The following is a 16,244-nucleotide window of genomic DNA, read 5'->3' on the forward strand; positions in this document are numbered from 1 at the left end:
TACATCCTTATTTTTGTAGTGAGTAGATTTTGTCGGCGTAACGCTTGTCGCCAATTTGGTATGCGTCAGGAATGACTTCAGATAGCTCGAATCCGCACTTCATGAGAACACGCTCTGAAGCAATATTCCCTTCAGTGACCGTAGCGGAAAAGCGGTCGATGTCATGTGTTGCTCTCGCCCAATTTAGAAGCGCTTGAAGGGTTTCTGTTCCAAACTGTCGGCCATGAAATTCAGGCAAAAGTAAGTAACCCACCTCTGCGTTACCTTCTTCAATGGCAAGGCCAGTGACGCCAATCGGTTGTTCAGATTGCTTCTCGAGTATGACGAGGCAAAGCCAGTGTGGACTGTCTGGTGTCCATGGTAATAATCGCGAAGCAAATTTTTCTTTTATTTGTTTTTCGCTCGGGCGATCAAAACAGAGCTCAATGATCTCTGGTTCGGAATGTAATCGCTGAAATAGTTCCCAATCGCTGGCTTCGATAGGTCTTAATCGGCTTCGGTGAGTCTCAATATAAACTGACATGCGTGTCCTTACAGCATTTATGTAGAGAGCCAGTTTCTCATCCTCTTATCTCTTTAATCAAACGGTTGCACTTGCAAAAGTGATTTGTGTGGTGAATGTCTAGTTGGGGAATGAATTCTTACTGAATATTCATTTGTGGGATGAAAATAACGAAATTTCATACTTGAGACACATAGAGCAACACGGAAATGATGTGGATCAAGAGAGAGCTACCCATAAAGTAGTATTTTGCGATCTATAATTACATTTTATTTGGAAGTGTTGCTAATTATGTCAATAAAAAAACGATATGTTGCACTGCTGGTTGCTGCCGGCATTGGTGTGGGCTGGTTAACATTAGGTGGTACTGCAGCGGTGATGCATTACACCTCTGATACTGAGTTCTGTCTCTCGTGCCACTCTATGGAAATCCCTTACAAAGAGTACCAAGGCTCAGTGCACTTCAGTAATGCGAAAGGCATTCGTGCCGAGTGTTCTGATTGCCACATCCCACAAGAACCGATGGACTACCTGATCACGAAGATTCGTGCATCGAAAGACATCTACCATGAGTTCGTGACTGGCAAGATCGACACGCCAGAAAAATACGAAGCGCACCGCAAAGAGCTTGCGGAGATGGTGTGGGAGCAGTTCCGTGAAAACGACTCTGCAACGTGCCGTTCTTGCCACGACTTTGACGCGATGGAAGAATTTGAGCAATCTCGCGATGCAGCGAAAATGCACGAGTACGCAAAAGCGAACGATCAAACGTGTATCGATTGTCACAAAGGCGTTGCTCACTTTGCACCAGAAGCTGAGCTAGACAGCAAGGCATTTGAAACGTTGATGAGCTTCACCACAAAAACATCACCTAGTGCCAAAGTCGTTTACCCTGTGACTGAAATCGCAATGGGTGAGATGGGTAAAATTAACCCAACGACGAAGTTAGAAGTAATCAGCTCTGAAGGTGATGAGCGTACTGTTAAGTTGGACGCATTCCAAATGAAAGGCGCAGAGCAAGTGCTGTACATGGGTGAAGGTCAACGTGCCATCGTAGCAACGCTAACCGAGCAAGGTCAGCAAGCTCTTGAGGGCGGTGAGTTTAAGGCCGACGTTTACGGCAACGAATGGCGCGCAGTGTCACTAACAGGCACGATCGATTCTCCTGTTGTGGATACGCTTGACCCAGTTTGGTCATACGCAGAAGAGCTAGACAACGTTTATTGTGCAACTTGTCACGCGAAAATTCCTTCAAATCACTTCACGGTGAACGCATGGGGACCAGTGGCGAAGAGTATGGGTGATCGAACAGACATCACTGCCGAAAACCTAGAAATTCTTACTAAGTTCTTCCAGCACCACGCGAAAGATGTGGTTGGTCACTAACGATAAATAGAAGGATAAGATTATGACTAATTTAACCCGTCGTGGATTTCTAAAAGGCACAGGTATGGCGGCTGGCGCCATGGCATTTACTTCTTTTGCACCTATGTCTGTTGCGTCTTCAAACCAGCGTGGCAAGGGCATTTTGACAGCGGGCCGCATGGGCCCAATGTTATGTAAAGTGAAAGATGGCAAGCTAGTATCGACTACTAATGCTCTTCCACAAACTGTACCAAATAGTCTACAAACTACTGGGCCTGACCAAGTGCATACCAAGGCGCGTGTGAAGTACCCAATGGTACGTAAAGGCTACTTGGCAAACCCATCGTCGCCAGAAGGTGTGCGCGGTAGTGATGAGTTTGTGCGTGTGTCTTGGGATGAGGCTTACAAGCTGATCCACGAACAGCACATGCGCATTCGTAAAGAATATGGCCCGGCTTCTGTGTTTGCTGGCTCTTACGGCTGGCGTTCAAGTGGCGTGCTGCACAAAGCACAAACCTTGCTGCAACGTTACATGAGCATGGCGGGCGGCTATTCAGGCCACTTGGGTGACTACTCAACGGGTGCTGCGCAGATCATCATGCCGCACGTTGTGGGCTCTATCGAAGTGTACGAGCAACAAACTACATACCCAGTGGTACTAGAGCACAGCGATGTGGTTGTGCTTTGGGGCTTAAACCCAATCAACACTCTAAAAATCGCGTGGAGCTCAACAGACTGTGCTGGTCTTGAATTCTTCCATCAATTGAAAAAATCAGGCAAGACGGTTATTGCGATTGACCCTATTCGTTCTGAAACCATCGAGTTCTTTGGTGAGAATGCGGAGTGGATTGCTCCTCACCCAATGACCGACGTAGCAATGATGATGGGTATCGCACACACCTTGGTGAAACAAGGTAAGCACGATAAAGCCTTCCTCGATAAATACACCGCAGGCTACGATAAGTTTGAAGCGTACCTGATGGGCGAAGAAGACGGCGTAGAAAAATCAGCAGAATGGGCATCACAAATCTGTGGCGTACCTGCGAAGCAACTTGAGCTACTGGCGGACATCTTCAGTAAAAACCGCACCATGTTGATGGCGGGTTGGGGTATGCAGCGCCAACAATACGGTGAGCAGCGTCACTGGATGCTGGTTACACTGGCAACGATGTTGGGTCAAATCGGTTTACCGGGCGGTGGTTTTGGTTTCTCTTACCACTACTCAAACGGTGGTAACCCTGCTCGTGATGCTGGTGTACTTCCTGCGATTTCGGCATCACTGGGTGGTGGCTCTTCTGCGGGTAACGACTGGGCGGTGTCTGGCGCGGTGCAAAGCTTCCCTGTGGCGCGTATTGTCGAGGCGTTGGAAAACCCAGGTCAATCCTACCATCACAACGGTCATGAACTGACGTTCCCAGATATCAAGATGATTTGGTGGGCAGGTGGTGCGAACTTTACTCACCACCAAGACACCAACCGCTTGATTAAAGCATGGCAAAAGCCTGAGCTGATCGTGATTTCAGAGCCTTACTGGACGGCGGCTGCGAAGCACGCGGACATCGTTCTGCCAATCACCACATCGTTCGAGCGTAACGACTTAACGATGACGGGTGACTACAGTAACCAACACTTGGTGCCAATGAAGAAAGTGGTTGAGCCGCAAGGTGAAGCGCGTAATGACTTCGATGTATTCGCGGACATGGCAGAGATGCTAGCTCCGGGTGGACGTGATGTGTACACCGAAGGCAAGACTGAAATGGAATGGCTGTACGGCTTCTACAAGGCGGCGCAACAAGGTGGCCGTGGCTCTCGCGTAGCAATGCCGAACTTCAGCAAGTTCTGGGAAGATAACCAACTGATCGAGATGAAGTGGAACGAGAAGAACGCACAGTTTGTTCGTTACGCAGATTTCCGTGAAGACCCGATCATGAATCCACTCGGTACACCAAGTGGTAAGATCGAAATCTTCTCGAAAACCATTGAAGGTTACCAGTTGGAAGACTGTCCTCCACACCCAACGTGGATGGCACCAACCGAGTACACCGGCAATGCAAAAGATGGCGAGTTGCAGCTAATGACCGCGCACGCAGCGCATCGTCTACACAGCCAGTTTAACTACGCGAAGATTCGCGAAGAGTACGCAATTGCAAACCGTGAACCTATTTGGATTCACCCTGAAGATGCGAAAGCGCGTGGTATTAAAACGGGCGATCTAGTTCGTGCGTTTAACAACCGTGGCCAAGTATTGGTTGGTGCAGAAGTGACTGACCGAATCAAGCAAGGTTCAGTGTGTATTCATGAAGGCGGTTGGCCGGATTTGGATCCGAAAACCGGCATTTGTAAGAACGGCGGTTGTAACGTGTTAACGTTGGATATTCCGACCTCTCGACTTGCAAACGGCTGTGCGGCGAACTCGGCACTGGTTCGTATTGAAAAATACACTGGCCCAGAATTAGAACTAACAGCCTTTGAACCACCAAAAAATGGCTAAAAAAAGTAGCGCTTGAAAGCAAGAAGCCAGCGAATCGCTGGCTTCTTTTTTATCTAGTAATCGTTCACATTAGTGCGAAGCAAGAGAAACAAACGGCATCTGTTTCTTAATTTGAAATGTCGGGAGTAAAGTAAATACAATCGCGACAAACAAGACCGAACCTATTAAATCTTCAGGGCGATGCATGCCCAGCCATAAGCGGCTATATGCGACGCTCATTCCCCACATCCATAATGACAGTGCAGAGATATAGCACTTGTTCTGTAAGAACAACCCACCAAAGAAAGCCAAACAAATCGAAACGAAAATCGTATGGCCGGATGGGAAAGAATAGTCTTTCTCGCCTTGCCAATGGCGTGTTCGCCAATCACTGACTTGTTCAGTAACCTGGTTAATTACGTTGACTTGTTGCTTCGTATCTAACTGATAAAAAGTTTCTGGTGTTTCAATCAATTGTTCTGCTGCGAGCAATTCCGTGTATGGGCGCGGGCTTTCTGTCATCAGTTTTAGCCCCGTTTTGCTGGCAAAGCCAATCACAAGTAACAGCCCTAACATTGAGAGTTTTTGCATCCACTCAGTGCGACTTGGTTTAAAGCGAAATAAAGAAAGCAGTAGCAGCGTTAAGGTAATTAAAAAGCCTTTGCTGCCAGCAGAATCTGTGAGCAAAGTAAAAGTAATACCCAGACTTTCTGGCACCTGTGAGGTGAGATAGTGATAAGAGCCAAACAGCGACATTGGGATGATGCCAAGAACAAACAAGGCGAGCATCATCAATCCATATTTTTTGGTTTTCATTGAGAGCGTTTTGTTTTTATTGAGGGTTATTCAACCACGTGAAAATAAGGGGCTTATCTTACGTTATCTGGCGTGAAAAACTTATCAACGCTTTGTCAATTTGACGAGAGAATGAAGGCTGAGTGATGAATTGATGACATTTATCCGGAGGGTAAAGGCGCTCATCCTTAAGCGTTGGGGTCTTAATCCATCAGAGAACGTAAGTATTCTGCTGCTTTGGTTGGGTTTTCTGCATGACAAATGGCAGAAACCAAAGCCAAACCATGCACACCTGTCGCACTCAGGGCAGGAATGTTGGTTTCGTTGATGCCACCAATAGCGACGATTGGTAAGGATGTGGTGTTCAGCGCCATTTTCAAACCTTCAATACCCCAGTGTTTTTTGGTGTTGGTTTTGGTTGGTGTAGCGAAGATAGCACTCAAACCGATGTAATCAATCGGAAGAGAGTCCGCTTCTGCAAGCTGCTCTTCATTTTCGATGGATAAACCGAGAAGTTTGTTTGGTCCAATCAACTCGCGAGCGATAGTTGCGGGAATATCTGATTGCCCCAAGTGGACACCATCAGCATCAACAGCAAGGGCAACATCAACACGATCATTGATGATTAAAGGGACGCCAGTGCCTTCAAGGATCGTCTTGACGGCTTGAGCACGTTCAATAAATGCACGAACGTCACCATGTTTTTCACGCACCTGCACCATGGTGACCCCACCTTCTACCGCCTTTCTTACAACGTGTTTGAGAGTGGATAAATCTTGTTGGTCGTCGGTGACCAAATACAAACGATAGGCGTTCATTGTGTTTCCTTTTACCTCTCACTCACCTAGGAGTGAGAGGCGTTTAAAGCATTGAGAAGCGATTTATCTCACTTGTAATTTAAGACGTGTTGCCAGTGTTTCTTCATCCAGTTGGTAAAGCTCATCCAAAAGATGCATTTGCAAGCTACCTGGCCCTAGCGCTTGCTCAGCCGCAATTTCACCCACAACGCCAAGCACCGCTGCCGCAGCAAGGCCTGTTTCGTCGCCGATTGCTGCGAAAGCGCCAGTCAGTGCCGTCAGTGTGCAGCCCATGCCCGTTACGTATGGCATCATCTCGTGACCATTATTCAGCTGGACGGTTTGCTCTTTTGTCACGATGTAGTCAGTTTCGCCGGAGATCACCACGCTCGCTCCGTATTCTTCAACTAAGAAGTGAGCCGCCCCAAGGGCTGCATCACTACTGTCGAGTGCATCTACACCTTTGCTTTGCGCTTGCTCAGCAGCGAGAGCAATGATTTCGGACGCATTACCACGAATGATTAACTTGTTTGCAAGGCGGGCGATTTCGCGCGAGGTTTCTGTGCGCAGTGAACTTGCACCGCAACCGACAGGGTCGAGCACAACGATTTTACCGTTCGAGTTGGCTTGCTCGACGGCATAGCTCATGCGTGGCGTCCAAACGCTGTCTAGGGTGCCGATGTTGATCACCAAAGCGCCAGCAAACGACATCATTTCTGCCATTTCTTGCTTTGAATGCGCCATGATAGGCGAAGCACCGATAGCCAACAAAGCGTTCGCCGTGTTGTTCATCACTACGTAGTTGGTAATGTTCACGACTAAAGGCTTTTGCTGACGCACTACGGTTAATGCTTGAGTGATTTGTTCTATTAACATGAGATTCTCCAATTAACCTTATTGCGCGTTTAGACCTTGTTGCCAAAACGCCACTTCCATACGCGTTGCGGTTTTGAAGACCTGAATGAGGTTTTGACCGCGCTGGCTGTGGATGTCGATTTCAGCCAGCAACTGGTTAAAGTGTTCGGCCCCACTTGCCACGCCTGATTGGAACTCTTCACCGCCGTACAAGTTAATCCAACTTGCATAAGGATTGCCTTCGAATACCGTGTTTTCATCTTCAATCAGCATTTTACCAATGACGGCGTAGCCGATGGAGCAAGGGGCGAGCGCGGCATACAAGTCAACTAAGTCGCCCGTCATTCCCGCATCCAATACGTAGCGCGTGTAAGCCACCGTGCCAAAATCTTCCGGCTCGTTTTCGAGATCAGATTCCGTCAATCCCCACTGCCCGCAGTAGGTAACATGGTGGGCAATCTCTGAATCTAAAAGTGCATGTACGCTTGGTAGTGCGCGGCGCATGTCGTCTAACGTACGCGCTTTGTAGATTGCCAGCGCATAAGCTCGCGCGTACTGTTTTAGGAATAAGAAATCTTGTTTCAAGTAATGCAGAAAACAAGGTTGAGCCAGTGTGCCTTTGGCTAATTGCTGCACGAAGGCATGCTCAGTGTATTCTTGCCAATCTTGGCGGCAAGCGTCGATCAAATCTTGGTATTTCATAATGGGGCTGCCTCGTAATTAGTCAAAGCTCGGTACGTAATCTTTCGCTTTTGGTAGCGTTTCGATGATTTGTTGTGAGTACATGAACTCTGCGTAATCGTCGTAGCGTTTTAGATCGACTGCTGATGGGCGAAGCGCGAAACGAGTTAACGTGTCATTCCAAGCGCGTTGGTTGAGCTCGTTGTTTAGCGTGTCTGGCGAGTAAGTGACAAACTCTTTCCAAGACTCTTTAGGATGGTTGACGATGTAAGTGGTCGCTTGCTCCAGCGCTTTGTTGAACGCTTTAATAGCCGCTTTGTCGTAGGTTTTTGCATTCGCCACAAACACCAGTTCGTCATACGCTGGTACGCCGTGTTCTTCTGGGAAGAAGGCTTTGGCTTTGTAGCCTTCTAGCACAAGTTGGTTGGTTTCGAAGTTACGTAGGCCGCCCCAAATCGCATCCACCTTGCCAGAAGCAAGAGAGGAAGACAGCGCCCAACCTACGTTGATGATTTGTACGTCAGAAAACTTCACGTTCTCTTGCGCAAGCATAGTGCCGATTGTCGCTTCTTCGTTACCGGCGATCGCAATACCAATTTTCTTGCCTTTCAAGTCGCCAAGGTTTTCATTCTTACCGTTGTCCAACACCATCAACGTGTTGAGTGGCGTAGCAATCAAAGTCGCAGAGCGGATTAGTGGCAAACCAGCCGCGACATCGATAGTTAGGCTTGGTTGGTAAGAAATCGCCATGTCGACCTTGCCAGCAGCGACCAACTTAGGTGGTGTGCTTGGATCTGCCGGCTCTTGAATGTTTACCTTCAAACCTTGCTGTTTAAAGTAACCACGCTCTTTGGCAATCACGATAGGACCATGATTTGGATTGACGAACCAATCCAACATCAGTGTCATCTCTTTTTCGGCAGCAAGTACGTTAGTTGAAACCATTGATGCGAGCAGAGCAGCAGCGCTCATGAGTTTGTTTTTATTCACGGGGTTCTTCCTTTTTCTTTCCCTATTTGTTTTCCCAGGGAATAGCTTTTTTCAGTAATTTGTCAGTGGTGAAATAGAGTGCGATAGACAGCGCGGCGAGAATAAATAGCGCCGCGAACATCTCATCGATGATCATGCGTGCATTGGCTTGCAGCATCAGATAGCCTAGGCCCTCACTTGAGCCGACCCATTCACCTATCACAGCACCAATCGGCGCAATAACCACGGCAACACGAATACCAGACGCTAACGTTGGTAGGGCGGCAGGTAGTTGAATATGGCGCAGTAATTGCCATTTCGATGCGCCCATGGTTTTGGCAAGATCGAGATAGCCGGTGGGGGTGTTGCGCAGTCCGTCGTAACAACAAGTTGTTACAGGGAAAAAGATGATGATGGCCGCCATAACTACTTTCGATGCAATGCCGTAACCCAGCCAAAGCATCAACACGGGCGCGATAGCAAATACTGGAATTGCTTGGCTAGCGATAAGAATCGGCAATAGCCAGCGTTTGAGCGGCTCGAACATCAGCATTTGCAAAGCGAATAGCAAACCCATCGATAAGCCGAGTGCGAGGCCAAGTAGGATCTCTTGTGCCGTTACCCAAGTGTGTTTGAGTAGCACGTCGTATCGAGTGACTAATCTATCCAATACTTCAATCGGCGAAGGCAAGATGAAGCTTGGCATGTCAAACACCACTACAATGAGTTGCCACAAACCTAAGATCACGGCTGCGCTGATCAGCAGACGCAACGCCGGATGAGTCACGCGTTCCTTTTCACTAATACGCGCCGAAACGGAGTTGTACTGAGTCATCTCACTCATAGTCTTTCTCCAATTGACCCAAAATCGCTTGCTGCAATGTTGCGCATTCTCCATCAAGTAGGCGAGGTGGTGGCGAATAAGGTACATCAAGGTGCTGTGCTTGAGCAGGCATGCCTTGCAACACATAGAGTTGGTGCGCCAATCGCACCGCTTCTTGCGGATCGTGCGTAATCAAGACAACGGTTTTGTCCTTTAGTAGCTCGGCAGAGAGAGTTTGCAATTTGTGGCGAGTCACGGCGTCTAATGCCGAGAAAGGTTCATCCATCAAAACCAAAGGTTTGTCTTGCATCAGAGTACGAGCAAGGGCTACGCGCTGTCGCATACCTCCGGAGAGTTGAGCGGGTTTGGCGTAAGCGTAATCTGCCAACCCAACGTGCTCTAATAAGTTGAGAGCGCGTTGTTTCTCATCCGCTGGATTTGAATTGGCGTGAGAAAAGCGCGAGCTGAGGCAGACGTTATCCAGCACGTTAAGCCACGGTAGCAATAAATCCTGCTGAGCCATGTAAGCGATACGGTCATGCAGTGCGGCGCCATCGGTTGTGATGAGTTCGCCATGCCAGTCAACTTGGTCATCCAGTAGGCCAGCTAAGTAACGCAATATCGTGGTTTTTCCGCAGCCACTTCGCCCAAGTAATACCGTCCATTGACCGATAGGAATGGTCATGTTCACTTTCGCTAAAGTCGGTGTTTGGCTGTCTTTGTATTGCAGACTGGCGTCGGAAAGCTGAATGCCAATCGCGTTAGCGAACATAGGTATGACCCGCAAAGAAGTGATGTACTGGTCCGTGACCTTTCCCCACTTCCAATTCATCCGCGTGTGCGATAGCTTGGCTGATGTACTGCTTACCAAGGTGCACCGCTTTGTGCAGGTTGTTGCCTTGACTAAGGTAAGACGCAATGGCGGAAGACAGTGTACAGCCCGTACCGTGGGTGTTTTTGGTCGGAAAACGCTTGGCGCTGATTGACTCCGCACTGTTTTGCATGATCAGCAGATCGTTGCTGTTTTCATTTTCTTCAAGATGACCGCCTTTGAGCAGAATAGCTTTGGCACCAAGTGCACGAAGGTCGGTAATCATATCGTTCATTTCAGATTCTGATTGAGGCACTGGCTTACCCGTCAATGCTGCACCTTCTGGCAGGTTAGGAGTGATGATGTCTGCCAGTGGAATTAGTTCTTCTTTTAATGTGCTGATTGCTGATTGCTCAAGTAGCAAATCGCCGCTGGTGGCGACCATGACGGGATCAATCACAAGATGTTTAGGTTGGTATTGCTTAATCTTGTTAGCAACGACTTTAATGATGTTCGAATCCGCCAGCATGCCGACTTTTACCGCCACAATATTGAGATCGGTAAACACTGCATCGAGTTGGCTTTCAACGTGATCAAGAGGAATAGGGAAAATCGCAGAAACGCCTTGCGTGTTTTGTGACGTGATGGCGGTAATCACTGAGCAGGCAAAGCTGCCAGTGGCGGACATCGCTTTGATATCGGCTTGGATGCCTGCGCCGCCGCCGCTGTCGGAGCCTGCGATGGTTAAGACAACTGGGGTGGTTATAGGTGATTGTGCCTGGTGTAAAGATGGCTGTGATTGCTGCGTCATGGTCGCTCCTACTACAAGACGTATAGGAACTGACTTTGACCGTTGTGGATAGATCGATTGTTCGATCGTTTCGCTCGCCGAAGAGGAGCGGCGAAAGGCAAAGTGTGCATAGTTCCCTACGTCAGTGCTAACTGAATCAGGTTCAACGGGTCTCGAATCTCGATCTCAGCCAACGCTTATCGCGTGGCCCCCCGACTATTTCGCTCGGATGATAGCAGGACCCTTGTAGAAGGGATACGTTTTTTGAGAGTAATTATTATTGAGTATTCAATTATGCGAGGTGAGTGATAGAGTAAGCATCTAAATGGTTCGTCGTGTGGAATTTACTAGTGCAACGCTCTGGTGAAAGAGCTGAACCTGGAATATTTAATAAATAATCGTGGTCTCGTTAAGCAAGGATTAGCACAAAACAAGGTTAAAAAACTGTTAAAATTTAACGCGTTGCCAATTTAACTTTGTTGAACTTTTCGACAGTTAATTAGGAAGGCTAAGACGATCATCGAGCAAGGAGACTTCATGCTTAATTCTGCAACAGCGAAGTCAGTGATCGATCATGCACTCTTTTTGGGGGCTGATTTCGCTGAACTATTCGTTGAACATCATCAAACTAACACCGTCCAGATCGCATCTGGTGAGGTGGACAAGATCAATTCGGGGATTGATTTTGGTATCGGCATTCGCCTCTTCTTCGGTCACAAAGTGCTTTATGGATACACCAATAGCACGGACGAAGCCGAGCTAAAACGCGTAACGTCATTGCTTGCGGCAAAAGACAAGCGTGAACAAATCGCGTCAGCAGGTTCTTTGAATTTGAACCGCTACCCAATCCAACACGGTTGCCGCATGCCGTTAAGTCAGGATGCCAACTTAGATTCAAAAATCGCGTTTCTATTGAAAGTTGACCAAGCTGCGCGTGCAGAAAGTGAGTACATCAGCCAGTTCATTGGTAGTGTGCTTCAGCGCGAGCAGCAAGTGTCTATCTTCAACTCAGAAGGTCTACACGTTGACGATACTCGTCACTACATCCGAGTTGCTGGTAATACCGTTGCTCAAAAAGGTAATGAGCAGTCTTCTGGTATGGAAGGTCCTGGCGCTCTTGCTGGTTGGGAGTTCAGCGAACAGCTTGATGCGAAAGAGCTGGGTCAAACTATCGCGCAGCAAGCGTTAGTGAAACTTGGCGCTGATGCTTGTCCATCAGGTGAAATGCCAGTGGTGATTGGTAACGGCTTTGGCGGCGTTATCTTCCATGAAGCGTGTGGCCACTTACTCGAAACCACTTCGGTTGCGAAGAAAGCGTCCGTATTCCACGACAAGATGGGCGAAATGGTTGCTCACACCGCAGTGAATGCAGTTGATGATGGCACCATGACCAACGAATGGGGCTCGATTCATGTTGATGACGAAGGCATGAAGACTCAGCGCACTCAATTGATCAAAGACGGTAAGCTAACCAGCTTTATGGTCGATAAAATGGGTGGTATGAAGACAGGTTATGAGCCTACGGGTTCTGGTCGTCGTCAGAACTACAAGTTCGCACCAACCTCGCGAATGCGTAACACCTTTATTGAAGAAGGCGAGCATTCACTTGATGACATGCTGGCAGGTATCGAACGTGGTATCTATGCGAAGAAGATGGGTGGTGGCTCGGTTCAACCGGGAACAGGTGAGTTTAACTTTGCCGTTCGTGAAGCTTACCTCATTGAAAATGGCAAAATCACCAAACCTCTGAAAACAGCAACGCTGATCAGCACGGGTCCAAAAGTGTTGAAAGAAATCAGCATGGTCGGCAAAGACATGGCGCTTGCGCCGGGCATGTGTGGTTCAGTAAGTGGTTCAGTACCAACAACAGTCGGTCAGCCAACGCTGAAAGTCGATAACATTCTGGTAGGAGGCGGTAACTAATGAGCCAAGAACAACAACTTCTTAATGCGGTTGATTACGTCCTATCAGAAGCAAAGCGTCAAGGCGCAGAAGCGGACGTCATTGTAAACCGCAACAGCAGCTTTTCTCTGAAAGCAAACCAAGGCAAGCTGGATGAGTACAAAGTTAGCTCAAGCCAAGTGCTGGGTGTTCGAGTCATTAAAGATGCCCGTGTCGCGACCAGTTATTCTGAATCACTAGAGCAACCAAGTTTAGATTTGATGCTCACAAACGCGCTGCAAAGTGCTCGCTTTTCCAAGCAAGATGAACATCAAACCATCAGCTGCGTAAACAGTAAAATAACCACTGATATTGCAGAAATTGCGCAAGACGATACCACATCGGTCGATGAGAAAATTGAACTGTCCCTTGCGCTTGAGCAAGGTGTTGTGGCTCTGCCTCACGCTTCAAGCTCACCATACAATGGTTACAGTGACGGTGAAACTCAGCTCATCATCGCGAATACTCAAGGTACGTTATGTCAACATTTCGAGCGATCGTTCACTTGTTACGCGTATACCCTGTTTGAAAAAGACGGCAAACAGTCGATGGCGGGAAGAATGTCGCTAGGTCGCCGTTTTGATGAGTTGGATCCAGCTTATTGTATAGAAGGCGGTTACAACCTTGCTCGTGATCTTCTTGAAGGTGTACCGGTTGCGACGGGTAACTACCCCGCTATTTTCCACATCAATGCGCTGGCAAGTTTATTCGGTGCTTTCGGCAGTGCTTTCTCTGGTGTAAGCGCGATGAAAGGCATTACGCCACTGGGTGATAAGCTTGGTCAACGTGTTGCGAGTGACTTGATTACCTTTACCGATGCGGCATACATGCCGAATGGTATGGCTATCGCAGGGTTTGATAGTGAAGGTTTTGCCACCCAAGACAATGTGTTGATCGCCAATGGCCAACTGAATACGCTATTGCACAATAGCCAAACAGCGAGTTATTTGGGTGCAGTGTCGACGGCAAGTGCTGCTCGCGGTGCAAAATCGAGCTTAGACGTGTCAGCGAATCACAAAGTGATTGCGACAGGCAACAGCAATGCGTCAGAAGTCAATGCAGGTGAATACCTAGAATTAGTGGAACTGCAAGGGGTTCACTCTGGTGCAGATGCTGTCAGTGGTGATTTCTCATTTGGTGCGAGTGGTTTCTTGTGCCGTGATGGAGAGCGCGTTCAACCAGTTCGTGGGATCACGGTAGCGGGTAACTTCTACAAGATGCTGCAAGAAGTTGAGGCAGTAGGTGATACTCAGCTAATCAACGATAGCCGCACTTTCTTCTCGCCAGACGTTCGCTTTGCTCGTTTGAGCATTGGTGGTAAATAAGCGTTGCATAGAAAGTCAGAAACAAAAAAAGAGGACTCAATCGAGTCCTCTTTCATCATCTAGCAACGTGTACGCGAATAACTAAAATTCGCGGATGTCCAACTCATTGTGGATCAATACTACACACTGAGAAGCGAAAAGCATCTTAGGACCTAAGCTGATCTTCTCTGTGCCAAGGCGCTTTAAGCTGTTAAAAGACTTTTTCGGCATCGGTATATGGTCAGTTAGCAAGAAACATGGATTTTCACCAATTTCTGCATCACGAACAAATTCGCCTTTCTTATCCAGCATATATAGTTGGTGATCTTCTGCCAGCTCTTGTACTAGGCGTTCAAAGCTCACTGTACGAACGGTAATACCAGGTTCGACTTCACGAAGTTGCTCTTTACCCATACCAACCGAAGCATCCAAAGCGCGAGCCACTGCTGCAATCAACGTTGACTCGTGAAAACCGCCAATATTGGTAATGTCGTTTGAACGAATGGTAATCGTGCGCGAGTAATCCTTCGTGCTCTCTAATACTAAGTGGACAACCACATCTTCACGGTGAGATTGTGCAACGAACATGGTGTTCATCATGGTATGAGCAAGGATCTCGGTATGCGCCTCGTTACCAACACCTTCTAATAGTGCTTTGCTGGTGGTTGGCGCCGCGCGAGCTCGTAAAACAAAAGAGCGCATGAATTTAGCCTCTATATAGGAAGAGTGAATGCGCGGAAGTATATACCCAAGCAGGGAACGGATGCGAGTTTAATAGTAAATGTGAACTTACTTACAAAGCTTCGATTGTCGTGCGGAGTGTGCTGGTTAGAATAGGAGGCAACCCTGTTAGGAGCGGTATATGGAAATCAAAAAGATAAATAAAGACATTTATAAAAAGAAAGTAAACCTAGTGATTGGCGGTTTTGTTGCGTTGCTCGCTATCTCATCTCTTGCCTTTAGTACCTTGCTTATTGTTTTGTTTGGCAACACTGAAGTCGTACCTGAACAATCAACGGGAAACTTTCATTGGAATTTGATTGGTGTCGTTCTCGCAGTCGCAACTTCCCTCTCTTTATTGAATCAAATTAAAACTCGACCATACATGGAAGAGGTGCTGTACGTTTGGAAGCTCAAGCAACTGCACAACAAAATATTTCGTAAACTAAAAAGCATTAAAGCAGCCGCGAGCAATGACGATGTAAAAGCGCTCACTACGCTTAAGTTCTATTACACAACGCAACAACAAGTGTTTGAGTTAGACAACAACACATTGACGATGAATAGTGTAAATAAAGAATTAGAGGCAATTGAGCAAATCGAAGCGGCGCAATCACTGGATCTTGATATCACCAGCTTTAAAGAGAGCTGGGTAGACACATACTGATTGCCTATTTGCTACTTGAAGTTAACAACTGAGTGCTAAAAATAAGCGTTTGAGTGAGATTTAATCACTCGACGCTTTTTTTTAGTTTTTTTTCTAAAAAGGGGTTGCCAAGAAAAATCATCTCCCTATAATGCGCCTCCGTTGTCAGGGCAAAGCGGAAACGCAAAAGCAATTGGCAATAAGGCGAAAGAAAGCTTCTAAAAATTAATTTTAAAAAGTGTTTGACACTAAGAATTAATTCCTTAGAATACGCCTCCGCTTCGATAGCAAAGCTTACGAAGCAAGCTCTTTAACAATATAGACCTATCAATCTGTGTGGGCACTCGTTGATGATAATCCAATTAGATACTTAGGTATCAAATTAGGTTTCAATGAAACGAAGTGACCATTGAATCGAAAGATTCAGCACAGTCAATTCAAACATTACTTATGTAATGTTCAGTATTCATTGAGCCGAACAAAATCTTAAATTGAAGAGTTTGATCATGGCTCAGATTGAACGCTGGCGGCAGGCCTAACACATGCAAGTCGAGCGGAAACGAGTTATCTGAACCTTCGGGGAACGATAACGGCGTCGAGCGGCGGACGGGTGAGTAATGCCTAGGAAATTGCCCTGGTGTGGGGGATAACCATTGGAAACGATGGCTAATACCGCATGATGCCTACGGGCCAAAGAGGGGGACCTTCGGGCCTCTCGCGTCAGGATATGCCTAGGTGGGATTAGCTAGTTGGTGAGGTAAGGGCTCACCAAGGC

15 protein-coding genes, 1 rRNA gene and 1 riboswitch are annotated in these 16,244 nt (G+C 47.4%); of the genes, 6 read left to right on the forward strand and 10 right to left on the reverse strand.

Annotated elements, in window-relative coordinates; all coding sequences use genetic code 11:
- Window positions 1–7: 7 nt before the first annotated feature.
- Window positions 8–523, reverse strand: a complete 516-nt coding sequence (locus NDJ01_RS05085) for a GNAT family N-acetyltransferase (RefSeq protein WP_258586378.1) — start codon at window positions 521–523, stop codon at window positions 8–10.
- A 270-nt stretch (window positions 524–793) separates the two neighbouring features.
- Between NDJ01_RS05085 and NDJ01_RS05090 the strand changes: the two genes are divergently transcribed.
- Both NDJ01_RS05090 and NDJ01_RS05095 read left to right on the forward strand, forming a co-directional pair.
- Window positions 794–1,888, forward strand: a complete 1,095-nt coding sequence (locus tag NDJ01_RS05090; RefSeq protein WP_258586379.1) for a NapC/NirT family cytochrome c — start codon at window positions 794–796, stop codon at window positions 1,886–1,888.
- 22 nt (window positions 1,889–1,910) lie between these two features.
- Window positions 1,911–4,358, forward strand: coding sequence for a trimethylamine-N-oxide reductase 2 (locus tag NDJ01_RS05095; RefSeq protein WP_258586380.1), 2,448 nt, complete (start codon window positions 1,911–1,913; stop codon window positions 4,356–4,358).
- A gap of 69 nt (window positions 4,359–4,427) precedes the next feature.
- Here the strand turns inward: NDJ01_RS05095 and NDJ01_RS05100 are convergent, their stop codons facing one another.
- The 8 genes from NDJ01_RS05100 to thiD all read right to left on the reverse strand — a co-directional run bounded on the left by NDJ01_RS05100 (window position 4,428) and on the right by thiD (window position 10,879).
- On the reverse strand, window positions 4,428–5,153 hold the full coding sequence (locus tag NDJ01_RS05100) for a phosphatase PAP2 family protein (protein WP_258586381.1): 726 nt from the start codon (window positions 5,151–5,153) through the stop codon (window positions 4,428–4,430).
- Between the two features lie 182 nt (window positions 5,154–5,335).
- The gene (gene thiE / locus NDJ01_RS05105; RefSeq protein ID WP_258586382.1) at window positions 5,336–5,950 is read right to left on the reverse strand and encodes a thiamine phosphate synthase; all 615 of its coding nucleotides are present in this window, start codon (window positions 5,948–5,950) and stop codon (window positions 5,336–5,338) included.
- 63 nt (window positions 5,951–6,013) lie between these two features.
- A complete protein-coding gene (thiM, locus tag NDJ01_RS05110) occupies window positions 6,014–6,805 on the reverse strand; it encodes a hydroxyethylthiazole kinase (protein ID WP_258586383.1) in 792 nt (263 codons plus the stop codon).
- An 18-nt stretch (window positions 6,806–6,823) separates the two neighbouring features.
- Window positions 6,824–7,486 carry a thiaminase II gene (gene tenA, locus NDJ01_RS05115; protein WP_006740999.1) on the reverse strand — a complete coding sequence of 221 codons (663 nt, stop codon included), beginning with the start codon at window positions 7,484–7,486 and terminating at the stop codon, window positions 6,824–6,826.
- An 18-nt stretch (window positions 7,487–7,504) separates the two neighbouring features.
- A complete protein-coding gene (locus tag NDJ01_RS05120) occupies window positions 7,505–8,455 on the reverse strand; it encodes an ABC transporter substrate-binding protein (RefSeq protein WP_258586384.1) in 951 nt (316 codons plus the stop codon).
- 22 nt (window positions 8,456–8,477) lie between these two features.
- Window positions 8,478–9,278, reverse strand: coding sequence for an ABC transporter permease (locus NDJ01_RS05125; RefSeq protein WP_258586385.1), 801 nt, complete (start codon window positions 9,276–9,278; stop codon window positions 8,478–8,480).
- Window positions 9,271–10,029 (reverse strand): ABC transporter ATP-binding protein, encoded by a 759-nt coding sequence (locus NDJ01_RS05130; RefSeq protein WP_258586386.1) that lies wholly within the window; start codon window positions 10,027–10,029, stop codon window positions 9,271–9,273. The genes NDJ01_RS05125 and NDJ01_RS05130 overlap by 8 nt, the downstream gene beginning before the upstream one ends.
- Window positions 10,019–10,879, reverse strand: a complete 861-nt coding sequence (gene thiD, locus NDJ01_RS05135) for a bifunctional hydroxymethylpyrimidine kinase/phosphomethylpyrimidine kinase (protein WP_085344572.1) — start codon at window positions 10,877–10,879, stop codon at window positions 10,019–10,021. The genes NDJ01_RS05130 and thiD overlap by 11 nt, the downstream gene beginning before the upstream one ends.
- Window positions 10,880–10,975: 96 nt before the next feature.
- Window positions 10,976–11,083, reverse strand: a riboswitch (TPP riboswitch).
- 312 nt (window positions 11,084–11,395) lie between these two features.
- On the opposite strand from thiD, the gene NDJ01_RS05140 reads away from it, so the two are divergent.
- A complete protein-coding gene (locus tag NDJ01_RS05140) occupies window positions 11,396–12,781 on the forward strand; it encodes a TldD/PmbA family protein (protein ID WP_048625558.1) in 1,386 nt (461 codons plus the stop codon).
- On the forward strand, window positions 12,781–14,124 hold the full coding sequence (locus NDJ01_RS05145) for a TldD/PmbA family protein (protein WP_243327362.1): 1,344 nt from the start codon (window positions 12,781–12,783) through the stop codon (window positions 14,122–14,124). The genes NDJ01_RS05140 and NDJ01_RS05145 overlap by 1 nt, the downstream gene beginning before the upstream one ends.
- Window positions 14,125–14,205: 81 nt before the next feature.
- Here NDJ01_RS05145 and trmY read toward each other — a convergent pair whose 3' ends face one another.
- Window positions 14,206–14,805, reverse strand: coding sequence for a tRNA (pseudouridine(54)-N(1))-methyltransferase TrmY (gene trmY / locus NDJ01_RS05150; protein ID WP_005459965.1), 600 nt, complete (start codon window positions 14,803–14,805; stop codon window positions 14,206–14,208).
- Window positions 14,806–14,965: 160 nt separating this feature from the next.
- On the opposite strand from trmY, the gene NDJ01_RS05155 reads away from it, so the two are divergent.
- Complete coding sequence (locus NDJ01_RS05155; RefSeq protein ID WP_053809661.1) at window positions 14,966–15,490, forward strand: DUF3087 domain-containing protein; 525 nt, start codon at window positions 14,966–14,968, stop codon at window positions 15,488–15,490.
- A 467-nt stretch (window positions 15,491–15,957) separates the two neighbouring features.
- Window positions 15,958–16,244 (forward strand): 16S ribosomal RNA (locus NDJ01_RS05160); the annotation flags it as partial.

The sequence above is a fragment of the Vibrio sp. HS-50-1 genome (genome assembly GCF_024747315.1).
GTDB classification, from domain to species: Bacteria; Pseudomonadota; Gammaproteobacteria; order Enterobacterales; family Vibrionaceae; genus Vibrio; species Vibrio diabolicus.